This is a genomic window from Actinomadura sp. KC345 (assembly GCF_004348515.1).
GTDB lineage: Bacteria > Actinomycetota > Actinomycetes > Streptosporangiales > Streptosporangiaceae > Spirillospora.
The window spans coordinates 1-15,931 of record NZ_SMKH01000173.1; the positions used below are offsets into that span (position 1 = coordinate 1).

At 72.5% G+C, this 15,931-nt stretch carries 15 protein-coding genes and 1 pseudogene; 11 read left to right on the forward strand and 5 right to left on the reverse strand.

Features of this window, described 5'->3' with window-relative positions; translation table 11 throughout:
* Positions 1-120 precede the first annotated feature (120 nt).
* The 5 genes from E1281_RS25145 to E1281_RS25165 are packed head-to-tail and all read left to right on the forward strand — an operon-like array spanning position 121 to position 4,938.
* Positions 121-1,320, forward strand: a complete 1,200-nt coding sequence (locus E1281_RS25145; protein WP_131882134.1) for an acyl-CoA dehydrogenase family protein — start codon at positions 121-123, stop codon at positions 1,318-1,320.
* Positions 1,317-2,093: an SDR family oxidoreductase gene (locus E1281_RS25150; protein WP_131882135.1), complete on the forward strand. Its 777-nt coding sequence runs from the start codon at positions 1,317-1,319 to the stop codon at positions 2,091-2,093. Before E1281_RS25145 ends, E1281_RS25150 begins: the two co-directional genes overlap by 4 nt.
* 27 nt (positions 2,094-2,120) lie before the next feature.
* On the forward strand, positions 2,121-2,738 hold the full coding sequence (locus E1281_RS25155; protein ID WP_131882136.1) for a TetR/AcrR family transcriptional regulator: 618 nt from the start codon (positions 2,121-2,123) through the stop codon (positions 2,736-2,738).
* A gap of 21 nt (positions 2,739-2,759) precedes the next feature.
* Complete coding sequence (locus E1281_RS25160) at positions 2,760-3,914, forward strand: acetyl-CoA C-acetyltransferase (RefSeq protein WP_131882137.1); 1,155 nt, start codon at positions 2,760-2,762, stop codon at positions 3,912-3,914.
* A 52-nt stretch (positions 3,915-3,966) separates the two neighbouring features.
* Positions 3,967-4,938: a hypothetical protein gene (locus E1281_RS25165; RefSeq protein WP_131882138.1), complete on the forward strand. Its 972-nt coding sequence runs from the start codon at positions 3,967-3,969 to the stop codon at positions 4,936-4,938.
* On the opposite strand, the gene E1281_RS25170 is transcribed toward E1281_RS25165, so the two are convergent.
* The 4 genes from E1281_RS25170 to E1281_RS25185 form a co-directional block, all read right to left on the reverse strand.
* On the reverse strand, positions 4,853-5,491 hold the full coding sequence (locus E1281_RS25170) for a hypothetical protein (RefSeq protein ID WP_131882139.1): 639 nt from the start codon (positions 5,489-5,491) through the stop codon (positions 4,853-4,855). The two genes, E1281_RS25165 and E1281_RS25170, sit on opposite strands and share 86 nt — an antisense overlap.
* Before the next feature lie 99 nt (positions 5,492-5,590).
* Positions 5,591-7,213, reverse strand: coding sequence for a glycerol-3-phosphate dehydrogenase/oxidase (locus E1281_RS25175; RefSeq protein WP_243717379.1), 1,623 nt, complete (start codon positions 7,211-7,213; stop codon positions 5,591-5,593).
* A gap of 153 nt (positions 7,214-7,366) precedes the next feature.
* Positions 7,367-8,884: a glycerol kinase GlpK gene (glpK, locus tag E1281_RS25180; protein ID WP_131882141.1), complete on the reverse strand. Its 1,518-nt coding sequence runs from the start codon at positions 8,882-8,884 to the stop codon at positions 7,367-7,369.
* 63 nt (positions 8,885-8,947) lie between these two features.
* Complete coding sequence (locus E1281_RS25185; RefSeq protein ID WP_131882142.1) at positions 8,948-9,775, reverse strand: MIP/aquaporin family protein; 828 nt, start codon at positions 9,773-9,775, stop codon at positions 8,948-8,950.
* 250 nt (positions 9,776-10,025) lie between these two features.
* Between E1281_RS25185 and E1281_RS25190 the strand changes: the two genes are divergently transcribed.
* On the forward strand, positions 10,026-10,793 hold the full coding sequence (locus tag E1281_RS25190) for an IclR family transcriptional regulator (protein ID WP_131882143.1): 768 nt from the start codon (positions 10,026-10,028) through the stop codon (positions 10,791-10,793).
* 57 nt (positions 10,794-10,850) lie between these two features.
* Positions 10,851-12,377, forward strand: a complete 1,527-nt coding sequence (gene glpK / locus E1281_RS25195; protein ID WP_131882144.1) for a glycerol kinase GlpK — start codon at positions 10,851-10,853, stop codon at positions 12,375-12,377.
* Between the two features lie 13 nt (positions 12,378-12,390).
* Here glpK (E1281_RS25195) and E1281_RS25200 read toward each other — a convergent pair whose 3' ends face one another.
* The gene (locus E1281_RS25200) at positions 12,391-13,542 is read right to left on the reverse strand and encodes an acyl-CoA dehydrogenase family protein (RefSeq protein WP_131882145.1); all 1,152 of its coding nucleotides are present in this window, start codon (positions 13,540-13,542) and stop codon (positions 12,391-12,393) included.
* 126 nt (positions 13,543-13,668) lie between these two features.
* Between E1281_RS25200 and E1281_RS25205 the strand changes: the two genes are divergently transcribed.
* The 4 genes and pseudogenes from E1281_RS25205 to E1281_RS25215 form a co-directional block, all read left to right on the forward strand.
* Positions 13,669-14,397, forward strand: a complete 729-nt coding sequence (locus E1281_RS25205) for a GntR family transcriptional regulator (RefSeq protein ID WP_131882146.1) — start codon at positions 13,669-13,671, stop codon at positions 14,395-14,397.
* Between the two features lie 56 nt (positions 14,398-14,453).
* A pseudogene (locus E1281_RS25210) lies at positions 14,454-15,371 on the forward strand (acyl-CoA dehydrogenase family protein); the annotation flags it as partial.
* Between the two features lie 100 nt (positions 15,372-15,471).
* Entirely contained in the window at positions 15,472-15,570 is a 99-nt protein-coding gene (locus E1281_RS42855) for an acyl-CoA dehydrogenase family protein (RefSeq protein WP_347813307.1), read from the forward strand.
* 173 nt (positions 15,571-15,743) lie between these two features.
* The coding region (locus E1281_RS25215) for a helix-turn-helix transcriptional regulator (RefSeq protein WP_243717380.1) at positions 15,744-15,931 on the forward strand (188 nt) is incomplete at its 3' end.

Genomic DNA, 15,931 nt, shown 5'->3' on the forward strand with positions numbered 1-15,931 from the left:
GCCGTGGGCAGGCGGCCCGTGCGGGCGCCGTCGCACGCCTCCGGACCGGTGGCGGAGCGCGCGGCCGCGCCCGCGCTGGGGGGCGATTCTTTCTAACAACTGTTTGGTAGAGTGCGCGGCGTGAAGCAGAACGAGTCCCCGGCGGACCGGGCGTTCCGCGCCGAGGTCCGCGACTGGCTCGAGGCCAACCTGTCGGGCGAGTTCGCGCACGCCCGCGGGCTCGGCGGCCCCGGCCGCGAGCACGAGGCGTTCGAGGAGCGGCTGGCCTGGGAACGGCACATGGCCGCCGCCGGCTGGACGTGCGTGGGCTGGCCCGAGGAGCACGGCGGGCGCGGCGCCACCGTCGAGCAGCAGGTGATCTTCAACGAGGAGTACGCGCTCGCCGACGGACCCGCGCGGGTCAACCACATCGGCGAGAACCTGCTCGGCCCCACGATCGTCGCGTTCGGCACCGACGAGCAGCGCGCCCGCTTCCTCCCGCCGATCGTCGCGGTCGAGGAGCTGTGGTGCCAGGGCTACTCCGAGCCGAACGCCGGGTCCGACCTCGCCAACGTGCAGACCCGCGCGGAGCTGGAGGGCGGCCGCTGGCGGATCGACGGCCAGAAGGTCTGGACGTCGCTGGCCCTCGAATCGGACTGGTGCTTCGTCGTCTGCCGCACCGAGCCGGGATCGTCCCGGCACAGAGGGCTCTCGTACCTGCTCGTCCCGATGAGGCAGGACGGCGTGGACATCCGGCCGATCGTCCAGCTCACCGGGACCTCGGAGTTCAACGAGGTCTTCTTCGACGGCGCCCGCACGGACGTGGGCAACATCGTCGGCGGGCCCGGCGAGGGCTGGAAGATCGCGATGGCCACGCTGGGCTTCGAGCGCGGCGTCGCGACGCTCGGCCAGCAGGTCGGGTTCCGGCGCGAGTTCGAGGGCGTCGCCGAACTGGCCCGCCGCACCGGCGCCATCGACGACCCGCTGCTGCGCGACCGGCTGACGAGGTCCTACGCGGGGCTGGAGATCATGCGGCTGAACGCGGTCCGGACGATGGCGGGCGTCACCGCCGGGGCGCCGGGACCCGAGTCGTCGATCTCCAAGCTCGTCTGGGGCACCTGGCACCGCGAGCTGGGCGAACTGGCCATGGACGTCCTCGGCGCGGCCGGTCTCGTCGCCGGCGGCGAACCCTATGATCTGAACGACTGGCAGCGGCTCTTCCTGTTCTCCCGCTCCGACACGATCTACGCGGGGTCGAACGAGATTCAGCGCAACATCATCGCCGAGCGGGTGCTCGGACTCCCCCGTGAGCCGGCCCCGAGCAGAGAGGCACGCGGATGACCCCGCCCTACGTCCCCGGACACGGTCTCCTCAAGGACCGCGCCGTCGTGATCACCGCGGCGGCCGGGGCCGGGATCGGCGGCGCCACCGCCCGCCGCTGCCTGGAGGAGGGCGCCCGCGTCCTGATCTCCGACACCCACGAGCGGCGGCTGACCGCCTCCGCGCGGGAACTGGAGAAGGAGTTCGGCGCCGACCGGGTCGCCTCGCTGCCCTGCGACGTGACGTCCGAGGAGCAGGTCCAGGCCCTCTACGGCCTCGCCGCCGAGCGCTTCGGGCGCATCGACGTCGCCGTCAACAACGCCGGCCTCGGCGGGACGGCCGACCTGGTCGACATGGCCGACGAGCAGTGGGACCGCGTCATCGGCATCACGCTCAACGGCACGATGCGCTGCACCCGCGCCGCCCTGCGGATCATGCGGGAGCAGGGCTCGGGCGTGGTCGTCAACAACGCGTCGGTGATCGGCTGGCGGGCGCAGAAGGGGCAGTCCCACTACGCCGCCGCCAAGGCCGGCGTCATGGCGCTCACCCGCTGCTCCGCGCTGGAGGCCGCGGACTTCGGCGTCCGGGTCAACGCCGTCTCGCCCTCCCTCGCGATGCACCCCCACCTGGTGAAGGTGACCTCGGAGGACCTGCTGGACGAGCTGACGCGCCGCGAGGCGTTCGGCCGCTATGCGGAACCATGGGAGGTGGCCAACGTCATCGTCTTCCTGGCCAGCGACTACTCCTCGTACATGACGGGCGAGGTCGTCTCCGTCTCCTCCCAGCACGCGTAAGAAGACCGGTATCCAGGGGAACAGCGCATGAGTCCACGAAGGCGCGACGCCGAGGGCACCGCCGCCGCCCGCGCGGAACGGCGGGCCGAACTGCTCGCCACGGCCGCCGAGGTGTTCGCCTCCCAGGGCTACTCCGCCACCACCGTCAGGAAGGTGGCCGACGCCGCGGGGATCCTCGGCGGCAGCCTCTACTACCACTTCGACTCCAAGGAGGCGATGGCCGACGAGATCCTCTCGACCTTCCTGGACGACATGTGGATCGCCTACGACCGCGTCCTGGGGGCCGGGCTCAGCGCACGCGAAACCCTGGAGGGCATCGTCGTCGAGTCGTTCCGCTCGATCGACCGGCACCGGCCCGCCGTCGTCCTCTACCAGAACGAGTCCAAGCACCTCGCGACGAGCGAGCGGTTCCACTACCTGCACGAGTCGCGGCGCCGGTTCGAGGAGATGTGGCTGTCGCTCCTGGAGCGCGGCATGCGCGAGGGCGCGTTCCGCGGCGACCTCGACCCGAGCCTCGTCTACCGGTTCGTCCGCGACACCGTCTGGGTCGCCGCGAACTGGTACCAGCCCGGCGGGCGGCTGTCCGCCGACGACATCGCCAAGCAGTACCTCGCCATGTTCCTCGAAGGGGTCCAGGCGAGCTAGGCCGTACCTAAGGAGAGAGCCATGGCCGAGGCATACATCGTCGACGCGGTCCGCGCCCCGGTCGGGCGGCGCGGCGGCGGACTGGCCTCCGCGCATCCCGCCGACCTCGGCGCGCACGTGCTGACGGCGTTGATGGACCGGACGAAGGCCGACCCCGCCGCCGTCGAGGACGTCGTGTTCGGCTGCGTCGACACGCTCGGGCCGCAGGCCGGCGACATCGCCCGCACCTGCTGGCTCGCCGCCGGGCTGCCCGAGGAGGTCCCCGGCGTCACCGTCGACCGGCAGTGCGGCTCGTCGCAGCAGGCCGTCCACTTCGCCGCGCAGGCCGTCCTGTCGGGGACGTCGGACCTGGTCGTGGCGGGCGGAGTGCAGAACATGTCGCAGATCCCGATCGGGTCCGCGATGACCGCCGCCGCGCAGCTCGGCTTCACCGAGGGCCCCTTCGCCGGCTCCAAGGGCTGGACGCGCCGCTACGGCGACGCCGAGGTGACGCAGTTCAACGGCGCCGAGATGATCGCCCGCGACTGGGACATCTCCCGCGAGGACATGGAGGCGTTCGCCTACGAGTCGCACCAGCGGGCCCTCCGCGCCATCGACGAGGGCCGCTTCGAGCGCGAGATCGCCCCCTATGAGGACGTCGCCACCGACGAGGGGCCGCGCCGCGACACCACGCTGGAGAAGATGGCGGGCCTGAAGACCCTCGTGGACGGCGGGCGCCTCACCGCGGCCGTGTCGTCCCAGATCTCCGACGGCGCCGCCGCGCTCCTCATCGCCTCCGAGCAGGCGGTCAAGGACCACGGGCTCACCCCGCGCGCCCGCATCCACCACATCTCCGCGCGCGGCGAGGACCCGATCCGCATGCTGTCCGCGCCCATCCCCGCGACCGCGTTCGCGCTGAAGAAGACCGGGATGACGATCGGCGACCTCGACGCCGTCGAGATCAACGAGGCGTTCGCGTCCGTCGTCCTCGCCTGGCTGAAGGAGACCGGCGCCGACCCGGCCGCGACCAACCCCAACGGCGGCGCCATCGCCCTCGGCCACCCGCTCGGCGCCACCGGCGCCCGCCTGATGACGACCCTCCTGCACGAACTGGAGCGCACCGGCGGCCGCTACGGCCTCCAGACCATGTGCGAAGGCGGCGGCCAGGCCAACGTCACCATCATCGAACGCCTCTGACACGCCGGGCCCGCGGCGCCCGCCGCGGGCCCCGACCCCCGGAGTGCATCCCATGGACGTGTTCGAACCGGCCAGGCTCGGGCCGCTCACCCTGCGCAACCGCGTGATCAAGGCCGCGACGTTCGAGGGGATGACGCCCGGCGCGGTGGTGAGCGACGAGCTGATCGAGTACCACCGGCGGCCCGCCGCCGGGGGAGTGGCCATGACGACCGTCGCGTACTGCGCCGTCGCCCCGGAGGGACGCACCGAGCGGGACCAGATCTGGATGCGGCCCGACGCCGTCCCCGGCCTGCGGCGGCTCACCGACGCCGTCCACGCCGAGGGCGCCGCCGCGGCGGCGCAGATCGGCCACGCCGGGCCCGTCGCCGACGCGAGCTCGACAGGGCTGCCCGCGATCTCGGCCGGGCGGTTCTTCAACCCGCTCGGCATGCGCTTCACCAAGGTGGCCACCGCCGCGGACATCGAGCGGATCACCCGGGCGCACGCCGAGGCCGCGCGCCTCGCGATCGAGTCGGGCTTCGACGCCGTCGAGATCCACTTCGGGCACAACTACCTGGCCAGCTCGTTCCTCAGCCCCCGCCTCAACAAGCGCGAGGACGCCTACGGCGGCCCGGTGGAGAACCGCGCGAAGGTCGCGCTCGGCATCGCCCGCGCCGTCCGCGACGAGGTCGGCGACCGCATCGCGATCACCGCCAAGCTCAACATGCGCGACGGTGTCAGGGGCGGCCTGGAGATCGACGACAGCCTCTACGTGGCCCGCAGGCTCCAGGACGAGGGCATGGCGGAGGGCGGCCGTCGCGGGCAGGGGGCCGGGCCTGGTCGACGGTCGGATGTGGTGCTCCGCGCCGTCCCGCCGCCCGGCCACCGGGGCCTCCGCGGAACCCAGCTCCGCCCACGGCACGGTCCCGCGTACCCGGAGCCACGCGCCGAGCGCGTCTTCAGCCATCGCGCCGGCCGAGTCCGGCGGCGAGCCGGCCGCCGACCTCCTCCACGACCGTGTCCTCAGGCGCGACCCAGCTGCTGAACCGCCCGCCGATCGCGTCCCCGATCAGCGACGCGGCCTCGCCCTCGGGGACGCCGGCATGGGAGAGGAACCAGCCCAGGACCGCTGCGTAGGTCTCGTACCACATCTCGTTGGCCTCGGTGCGCTCCGTGGTGAGCGTGATGAGGCGGACGGCGGCGCGATCCCACATCGGCCCGCCGTCCCCGGGCCGCCCGCCGTGCACGGAGAACCCGTCGAAGATCTCGGCCAGCGTCTCAAGGAAGCCGCGCCACTCGACCAGGGCCGAAGCGACGCGGTCGAGGGTCTCGACCGGCGTCGTGATGGATTCCGCCGGGGTGCCCCAGGCGCTGACGGGGCCTCCGCTCAGCCGGATCCAGTGCCACCCGATCGCCCACGGACCGTACTCCTCGGTCAGAGGCTCGTCCATGGCGCGGTACCACGGCGCGACGACCTCCCTCACCCAGGTGAGGCCGGGGCGCGTGTCCGGCGGAGCCGGCACGTCCGCGGCGGGGCGCAGGCGCCCCACGGTCTCGCGCGCCCGGCCGCGGTCGAACGGATGCAGGTCCGGTTTCATGCGTCCCAGGACATGTCGAGAAGACGCTGGACCGTTCACCTCGATTCACGCGGTCCGCCCGGAGCCCAGTGTGCCGGGGACGGCGGCCCGACGGCCGACCTAGGCGGCGGGTACCGGCGCCTCCTCGACGGCCGGGCCGCCGCGGCGCTCGGCGCTGATCCGCAGGACGTAGCGCTTGACCTCGTCGGCCGCCTCCTCGCCGCCCCAGCCGAGCAGGGGCGCCAGGAGCCCGGCGACGTGGGAGGCCGCGGCGACGCCGCCGTCCCGTTCCTCGATCGAGACGCGCAGGCGCCGCGACAGGACGTCCTCAAGGTGCAGGGCGCCCTCGTGCGTCACCGCGTAGACGGCCTCGGCGGACAGGTAGTCCTCCGCGCCGGGGATGGCGGTGCCGAGCGGCGGGTCGTCCGCGACCAGGGCGAGGACCTCGAGGGCGCACGACCCGTACCGGCGCAGCAGGTGCTCGACCCGCGCGACGTGCAAACCGGACTCGGCGGCCAGGCGGCGGCGCTCGTTCCACAGCACCTCGAAGCCGACCGCGCCGATGATCGGCAGCCGCCCGGTGACCGACTCGGGGACGGCGTCGTCGAGGCTCTCGGCGACCGCGTCGACGGCGTCCCGCGCCATGACCCGGTAGGTGGTGAACTTGCCGCCGGTGACCACGATCATGCCCGGAACCGGCTCGGCGACGGCGTGCTCGCGCGACAGGCGGGCGGTGTCGTCGGGCTCGCCCGACAGCAGCGGGCGCAGGCCCGCGTAGACGCCCTCGACGTCGTCGTGCGTCAGCGGGGTCCGCAGCACGGCGTTGACCTGGTCGAGGAGGTAACCGATGTCGGTGTGCTCGGCGATCGGATCCTCCGGCCCGTCCTCGTGCGGGGTGTCGGTGGTGCCGACGAGCCAGTGCCGTCCCCACGGGATGATGAACAGCACGCTTCTGGGCGTCCGCGTGATCAGACCGGTGTCCATCTGGATCCGGTCGCGCGGCACCACCAGGTGGACGCCTTTGGACGCCTGCACGCCGAACACGGCCCGCGTCCCGGTCATCGCCTGCGCGCCGTCCGTCCACACCCCGGTCGCGCACACCACCCGCCGGGCCCGGACGGCGATCTCCCGTCCGCCCTCCAGGTCGAGGACGCGGGCGCCGGTCACCCGCTCGCCCTCCCGCAGGAAACCGGTCATCTCCGCGCGGGTGGCGACCTTCGCGCCGTACTGCGCGGCGGTCCGGGCGACCATCATCGTGTAGCGGGCGTCGTCGACCTGCGCGTCGTAGTACTGGATCGCGCCGACCAGCGCGTCCGACCGCAGGGCCGGGGCCTCCCGCAGGGCGCCGCGCCGCGTCAGCTGCCGGTGCCGGGGGAGCGCGCGGGCGCCGCCCATCGTGTCGTAGAGGGTGACGCCCGCGCTCACGTACGCCCGCTCCCACACCCGGTTGCGCAGCGGGTAGAGGAACTGGACGGGGCGCACCAGGTGCGGGGCGAGCCGGTGCAGGAGCAGGCCGCGCTCCCTCAGGGCCTCCCGGACGAGGCCGAAGTCGCGCTGTTCGAGATAGCGCAGCCCGCCGTGGATCAGCTTGCTGGACCGGCTGGACGTCCCGGCCGCCCAGTCCCGGGCCTCCACCAGGGCGACGGAGAGGCCGCGCGAGGTCGCGTCGAGGGCCGCGCCGGCGCCGACGATGCCGCCGCCGACGACCAGGACGTCGAACTCGGTCTCGGCGAGGTCGCGCAAGGCGTCCTCGCGGTACTGCTGTCCGAGGGCTACGGATGTCACTTCACGCTCCCGAGGAGAGGTCGGTCAAAGTGTCCTGCCGCCGGGTTGCGGCGAGCCGTCGTCCTGGAGGCCGGGAGGACGACGGCTCGCCGCGATTCGGCCAACGGGCCGTCAGTCCAGCTCCACCCAGTCCAGAGTGCGGCTGACGGCCTTCTTCCAGCCGGCGTAGCCGGTCCGGCGCTGCTCGTCGGTCCAGGTGGGTTCCCAGCGGCGGTCCTCGTTCCAGTTCTGGCGCAGTTCGTGGGTGGTGTGCCAGAATCCGACGGCCAGGCCGGCGGCGTAGGCGGCGCCCAGCGCGGTGGTCTCGGCGACCACGGGCCGCGAGACCGGGACGCCCAGGACGTCGGCCTGCAGCTGCATGCACAGCTCGTTCTCGGTGACGCCGCCGTCGACCTTGAGCACGTCCAGCGAGACGCCGGAGTCCTCGCGCATCGCCTCGACCACGTCGCGGGACTGGTAGCAGATCGATTCCAGGGTGGCGCGGGCCAGGTGGGCGTTGGTGTTGAACCGCGACAGCCCGACGATCGCGCCGCGGGCGTCCGAGCGCCAGTAGGGCGCGAACAGCCCGGAGAACGCGGGCACGAAGTAGACCCCGCCGTTGTCGTCGACCTGCCGCGCCAGCGACTCGCTCTGCGACGCGCCGGAGATGATGCCGAGCTGGTCGCGCAGCCACTGCACCGCCGACCCCGTCACCGCGATCGACCCCTCCAGCGCGTACACCGGCTTCTCCTGGCCGAACTGGTAGCAGACCGTCGTCAGGAGTCCCTGCGACGAGCGGACGAGTTCGTTGCCGGTGTTGAGCAGGAGGAAGTTGCCGGTGCCGTAGGTGTTCTTGGCCTCCCCGGGCGCGAAGCACACCTGCCCGACCGTCGCCGCCTGCTGGTCGCCGAGCGCGGCGGTCAGCGGCACCTCGCCGCCCAGCGGGCCGTCCGCGCGGGTCGTCCCGTAGGCGCCGGGCGCGGAGGACGGCTTGATCTCCGCGAGCATCCGCCGGGGGATCCCGAAGAGCGACAGCAGTTCGTCGTCCCAGTCGAGGGTCTCCAGGTCCATCAGCATGGTGCGGCTGGCGTTGGTCGGGTCGGTGACGTGCACGCCGCCGTCCGTCCCGCCCGTCAGGTTCCACAGCACCCAGCTGTCGGTGGTGCCGAAGACGGCGTCGCCGTTCTCGGCGGCCTCCCGGACCCCGTCGACGTTCTCCAGGATCCACTGGATCTTGCCGCCGGAGAAGTACGTGGCCGGGGGCAGGCCGGCCTTGCGCCGGATGACGTCGCCCTTGCCCTCCCGCTCCAGGGCCGCGGCGATCCGGTCGGTGCGGGTGTCCTGCCAGACGATCGCGTTGTAGTACGGCCGGCCGGTCCGCCGGTTCCACACCACGGTCGTCTCGCGCTGGTTGGTGACGCCGAGCGCGGCCAGATCGGTGTGGCCGAGATCGGCCTTGGTGAGCGCCGACTGGAGGACGGCCCGGGTGCGTTCCCAGATCTCGGTGGGGTCGTGCTCGACCCACCCGGCCCGCGGCAGGATCTGCTGGTGCTCGAGCTGGTGGCGGGCGATCTCGTTGCCGCCGTGGTCGAAGATCATGAAGCGGGTGCTCGTGGTGCCCTGGTCGAGCGCTCCGACGAAGTCAGCCATGCTTGGTCTCTCCTGGGGGTTCGGTCTCTCCTGGAGTGGACGGGAGGCGTGGGACGGGACGGGTCACGCCGCCTTGTACTCCGGTTCGGGCTTCGCGGCCGGCCGCGCGCTCTCGTCCTCGGCGGGCAGGAACCGGCCGATCAGGAGCTTGTAGAGGGCGACGCCGAGCACGGCTCCGATGAGGGGCGCGATGATCGGGACCCAGAAGTACAGGTCGCCGTACTGGTCGCGCCACGCGCCGCCGTAGCCGGTCAGGAACGAGGCGAGCCGGGGGCCGAAGTCGCGGGCCGGGTTGATCGCGTAGCCGGCGGCGCTGCCGAACGCCATCCCGATCGCCACCACGATGAGACCGATCATGAACGGGGCGAGGTTGGCCAGCGGCGGCGCGTTGCGCATGTCGGTGAGCGCCTTGATCAGGAAGAGCAGGATGGCGGTGCCGATGATCTGGTCGCGGAACGCGCCCCAGGTCCCGACCGGGAGGGTCCCGTTGCCCGGCAGGGTGGAGAAGACGCCCTGCGTCTTGATGGTGTGGCCGGGGTCGACCTTGGCCAGGATCTCGCTGTAGTTCCACCGGACGATCAGCGCCGCGACGAACGCCCCCGCGGTCTGCGCGGCGAGGTAGGGCGCGACCTTGCGCCAGGAGAACTCCCTGAAGACCGCGAGTGCGAACGTGACGGCCGGGTTGATGTGCGCGCCGCTGATGCGCGCCGCGACGTAGACGCCGAGCGTGACGCCGAGCCCCCAGGCCCAGGCGATGCTGTCGTGGTCGCCGATCTCGGCGCCGGCGACCTGGGCGACGACGCCGACGCCGAAGAGGATGAGGATCATGGTGCCGGCGAACTCGGCCGCGAGTTCGCCGGCGAGCGTGGGGATTCTTGGTCGTTCCGCCATGAGCGCTCCTGATGATGCCGGGGTGGACGCTGGCCCCCGTCGAGGCTGGGCAGGACGCTAAGCCGCCCCGGAACGCCCCACAATGGGACGGTGCCGACAATGTCGAACACTTTCCTCCTTGCCTGGCGGCGGTTACCCTCCACCCTGTGCACCAGATCACAGAATCCGGGCAGTTCGGGGCGCAGAGGACGGTGATCGCGGCGGCTGCCGACATTGTCGGCACTCTGCCGCGCGAACTAGCATCGGACCCATGCCCGGACCTGTGCAGTCGATCGAGCGGGCCGCCGCGATCCTGCGCCTGCTCGCCGCGAGCTCGGGCCGGCTGGGCGTCGGCGAGGTGGCCTCGTCCCTGGGGCTCGCCCGGGGCACCGCGCACGGCATCCTGCGCACGCTGGAGCGCGTCGGGTTCGTCGAGCAGGACGGCGGCACCGGCAAGTACCAGCTCGGCGCCGCCCTGCTGCACCTCGGGACCAGCTACCTGGACGTCAACGAGCTGCGGTCGCGGGCCATCAACTGGGCCGACGCCCTCGCGTCCCGCAGCGGCGAGGCCGTCCGCATCGGGACGCTGCTGGACGGCCGGGTCCTGGTCGTCCACCACGTGTTCCGCCCGGACGACACGCTCCAGGCCATGGACGTCGGCTCGCTGCTCCCGCTGCACGCCACCGCGCTCGGCAAGGCGCTCATCGCCCACGACGCCAACGCCGCGGCGTCGATCCGCGACACCGTCCTGGAGTCGTACTGCCGGCGCACCATCACCGACCCGAAGGAGCTCGCGCGGGCGGCCACCCGGGTCCGGGAGAACGGCTGGGCCGCCGAGAGCGAGGAGCTGTCCATCGGCGAGGCGGGCATCGCCGCGCCGATCCGCGGGCACGGCGGCCTGGTCGTCGGCGCGATCGGGATCTCCGGCGCGGTCGAGCGGATCTGCGACGCCCGCCGCGTCCCCGAGCCGAGGCTCGTCGCGTTCGTGCGCGACGCGGCCCGCGCGGTCTCCCGGGACCTCGGCGGCTCGCGCTGGTGACGCCCGGCCGGCGGCGCCGGTCCGGGCGGGCGCGCGTCCCGGGGGAGGGGGCCGGCCGTGACGGAACGCTTCGTGATGTCGATCGACCAGGGCACGACCTCGACCCGGTGCATCCTGTTCGACCACGGCGGACGCCTGGTGTCGGTCGCCCAGCGCGAGCACCGCCAGCATTTCCCGAAGCCCGGCTGGGTCGAGCACGACCCCATGGAGATCTGGCGCAACCTCGAGCGCATCGCGCCCGAGGCGCTCGCGCAGGCGGGCGCGTCCACGGACCAGATCGCCGCCGTGGGGATCGCGAACCAGCGCGAGACGACGGTCCTGTGGGACCGGCTGACCGGCGTGCCGATCGGCCGCGCCATCGTCTGGCAGGACATGCGGACCGGCGCGCTCGTGGACGAGCTGGCCCGCGCCCCCGGCGCCGCGGCCGTCACCGAGCGCAGCGGGCTGCCGCTGGCCACCTACTTCTCCGCGCCGCGGATCCGCTGGATGCTCGACCACACGCCCGGCCTGCGCGAGCGCGCCGAGCGCGGCGAGGTGCTGTTCGGCACGATGGAGAGCTGGCTGGTCTGGAACCTCAGCGGCGGCGTGGACGGCGGTGTCCACGTCACCGACGTGACCAACGCCAGCCGCACGCTGCTGATGGACCTGCACACGCTGAGCTGGGACGACGGGCTGCTCGACTTCTTCGGCGTCCCGAAGGCGATGCTGCCGGAGATCAGGTCGTCCACCGAGACCTACGGGACGGCCCGCCGCGTGTTCCCCGGCGTCACCGTCGGCGCGGCCCTCGGCGACCAGCAGGCCGCCCTGTTCGGGCAGACGTGCTTCTCCCCGGGCGAGACCAAGTGCACGTACGGGACGGGCGCGTTCCTGCTGATGAACACCGGCACCACGCCGGTCAGGTCGGACAACGGGCTGCTCACCACCGTCGGCTACAAGATCGGCGACGAGCCCGCCGTGTACGCGCTCGAAGGCTCGATCGCGATCACCGGCGCGCTCGTGCAGTGGTTCCGGGACGGGCTGGGCCTGATCACCACCGCACCGGAGATCGAGACGCTGGCCCGCTCGGTCGACGACAACGGCGGCTGCTACATCGTCCCGGCGTTCTCCGGGCTGTTCGCGCCGCACTGGCGCAGCGAGGCCCGCGGCATCATCGTCGGCCTGACCTCCTACATCACCAAGGGGCACCTGGCGCGGGCCGTGCTGGAGGCGACCGGCTGGCAGACCCGCGAGGTCGTCGACGCGATGAACGCCGACTCCGGGCTGTCGCTGCGGGAGCTGAAGGCCGACGGCGGCATGACGTCCGACAACCTCGTCATGCAGATGGTCGCCGACGTGCTGAACGTGCCGGTGGCGCGGCCGATGGTGGTCGAGACGGTGTCGCTCGGCGCCGCCTACGCCGCCGGGCTCGCGGTCGGCTACTGGGCCGGCCTCGAAGGGCTGCGGCGCAACTGGCACCGCGCGGCCCGGTGGGTCCCGGCGATGGAGCCCCGCCGGCGCGACGCCGAGTACGACAACTGGAAGCGCGCCGTGGAACGCACCTTCGACTGGATCCGCGCCGGCGACGACCCGGCCGCCCGGCCCTGAGCGGGACCGGCCCCTAGATCCGGTTCCGCTCCACGAGCTGCTTGACGATCACGTTGCGCTGGATCTCGTTCGTCCCCTCGCCGACGATCATGAGCGGGGCGTCGCGGAAGTAGCGCTCGATGTCGAACTCGGTCGAGTAGCCCGCCGCGCCGTGGATGCGGACCGCGTTCAGCGCGATCTGCATGGCCGCCTCGGACGCGTAGAGCTTGGCCATGCCCGCCTCCATGTCGCAGCGCTCGCCGGAGTCGAGGCGCGCGGCGGCGTCGAGGGTGAGCAGCCGGGCGGCGCGCAGCTGGGTGGCCATGTCGGCGAGGTAGTTGCCGATCGACTGGTGCCGCCAGATCGGCTTGCCGAACGCCTCCCGCTCCTGGGCGTAGCGCAGGGAGTCCTCCAGGGCGGCGCGCCCCACGCCGAGCGCCCGCGCCGCGACCTGGATGCGGCCCACCTCCAGGCCCTTCATCATCTGGGCGAAGCCGTGCCCCTCCTCGCCGCCGAGGACGGCGCCGAGCGGTGCCTCGTAGCCGTCGAACGACAGCTCGCAGCTCTCGACGCCCTTGTAGCCGAGTTTGGGCAGGTCGCGCGAAACGGCCAGCCCCGGCCCCTTCTCGGCGAGCAGGACGCTGATGCCCCGGTGGCGCGGCGAGGCGTCCGGGTCGGTCTTGCACATCAGCGCGATCAGGCCCGACATGCGCGCGTTGGTGATCCACATCTTGGCGCCGTCGACGACGTACCGGTCGCCGTCCCGCCGCGCGGTCGTGCCCATCGCCTGCAGGTCCGAGCCGCCGGACGGCTCGGTGAGCGCCATCGTGGCGCGCAGCTCCCCGGTCGCCATGCGGGGGAGGTAGCGGGCCTTCTGCTCCTCGGTGCCGAACACGGCGAGCAGGTGCGAGACGACCGTGTGGCCGCCGAACGCCCCGGCGAGCGTCATCCACCCGCGCGCCAGCTCCTCGGTGACCAGCGCGTAGCACGCCTTGGACGCGCTGACGTCGCCGTAGGGCTCGGGCACCGCGAGCCCGTAGACGCCGAGTTCCTTCATGCGGTCGATGAGGTGGACGGGGTACGTCCCGGCATGCTCCAGGTCCCGGGCGACCGGGCGGACCTCCTTGTCGACGAAGTCCGCGACGACCTCGACGATGGAGCGCTCCTCGTCGCTGAGCGTGAACACGGCTGCCGGCCTCCTCCCGCCCCTGGTCCGCCCGGAGCATATTTCATATATTTGATTTACGAGCCCGGGATGTCAACATGATGGGACGATCACGGCGGACGACCGACGCGGACGCACGGGGAGACGATGACAGTGGCACCGGAGCAGGCACTGGGCAGGCGCCGCCAGCTCAGCGACGAGGTGGCCGCCTACGTGCGCGAGCTCATCATGTCGGGCCAGGTCGGGCACGGAGAGTTCCTCCGCCTGGAGCGCATCGCCGACGACCTCGGGATCAGCGTCACCCCCGTCCGGGAGGCGCTGCTGTCGCTGCGCGGCGAGGGGTTCGTCACCCTGGAGCCGCGGCGCGGGTTCATGCCCGCCCCGCTGACCAGGCAGGACGTCCAGGACCTGTTCGAGGCGCAGGCGTACTTCGCCGGCGAGCTGGCCGCCCGCGCGGCCGAGAGGATCACCGAGGCCGAGCTGGAGTCGCTCACCCGGACCCAGGCGCTGCTGGAGCAGGCGTCCGAGGCCAGGGACTCCGAGGCGATCGAGCGCGCCAACCACCAGTTCCACCGGGTGGTCAACCTGTGCGCCGACTCGCCCAAGACCGCCTGGCTGCTGCGGCTGGTGGTGCGCTACGCGCCGCGCCGCTTCTACTCCACCATCCAGGGCTGGAGCCAGGCGTCGGTGGACGACCACCACCTCGTCCTCGCCGGGCTCCGGGCCGGGGACGCGGGCGCCGCGCGGCAGGCGATGCGCGCCCACATCCGGCACGCGGGCACGCTCCTGGTCGTGCACCTGGAGGCGCAGGGCTTCTGGGACGACCGCGCCGGTGGCGATCGTATAAAAAATCTCCAGAAGGGTGACACTACGTGAGCAGGCTGCAGCAGACCCACGGGCTGTCGGACGAGCAGCGCGAGATCATCGCCACCGTGCGCGCGTTCACCGAGAAGGAGATCCTCCCGGTCGCGTCCGAGCTGGAGCGCGCCGACGAGTACCCGCAGGCGATCGTGGACGGCATGAAGGAGCTCGGACTCTTCGGCCTCATGATCGACGAGGAGTACGGCGGGCTGGGGGAGTCGCTGCTGACCTACGCGCTGGCGGTCGAGGAGCTGGCGCGGGGCTGGATGAGCGTGTCCGGCGTCATCAACACCCACTTCATCGTCGCCTGGATGATCACCCACCACGGCACGGCCGAGCAGAAGGCGCACTACCTGCCGAAGATGGCGACCGGCGAGATCCGCGGCGCGTTCTCGATGTCGGAGCCCGGCTGCGGGTCCGACGTCTCGGCCATCACGACCCGTGCCGTACCGGACGGCGACCACCACGTGATCGACGGCCGGAAGATGTGGCTGACGAACGGCGCCTCGGCCAACCTCGTCGCCACCCTCGTCAAGACCGACCCGGACACGGGCCACCGCGGCATGACGACGTTCCTCATCGACAAGGCCCCCGGCTTCGGGGAGGTCGCGCCCGGCCTGACCGTCCCCGGCAAGATCGGGAAGATGGGCTACAAGGGCATCGACACCACCGAGCTGCTCTTCGACGCCTACCGCGTCCCGTCCGCCCGGATCCTCGGCGGGACGCCCGGCCGCGGCTTCTACCAGATGATGGACGGCGTCGAGGTCGGCCGCGTGAACGTGGCCGCGCGGGCGTGCGGAGTCGCCAAGCGCGCCTACGAGCTGGCGGCGGACTACGCGCGGCAGCGCGAGACGTTCGGCAGGCCCATCGCCGAGCACCAGGCCGTCCTGTTCCGCCTCGCGGAGATGGCCACGAAGGTCGAGGCCGCGCACCAGATGGTGGTGATGGCCGCCCGGCGCAAGGACTCGGGCGACCGCAACGACCTGGAGGCGGGCATGGCGAAGTACCTCGCCGGCGAGTACTGCAAAGAGGTGGTCGAGGGCGCGTTCCCGCATCCACGGCGGCTACGCCTACTCCACCGAGTACGAGATCGAGCGCCTCTACCGCGAGGCCCCGATGCTGCTGATCGGCGAGGGCACCGCCGACATCCAGAAGATGATCATCGGTCGCCGCCTCCTGGAGGACTGACCGACCGCCGCCCCTCACACCGCCGGAGGCGGGAACGCGACCGGCGCCCACCCGGCCGCGGTGGCTATCGTGGCGCTATGGCAAGCCCCACTCCCGCCGCCGACCGCCGCCGCGACGAGCTCCGCGGCTTCCTGCGCACCCGCCGCGCGCGGCTCACACCGGCCGACGTCGGCATGCCCGGCGGCGGCCGGCGCCGGACACCGGGCCTGCGCCGGGAAGAGGTCGCCGTGCTCGCCGGAGTCGGCGTGTCCTGGTACACGTGGCTGGAGCAGGGCCGCGACATCACGGTGTCCGGGGACGTCCTCGACGCGATCGGCCGTGCGCTGCGGCTGGACGCCGCCGAGCGCGAGCACCTGTACCT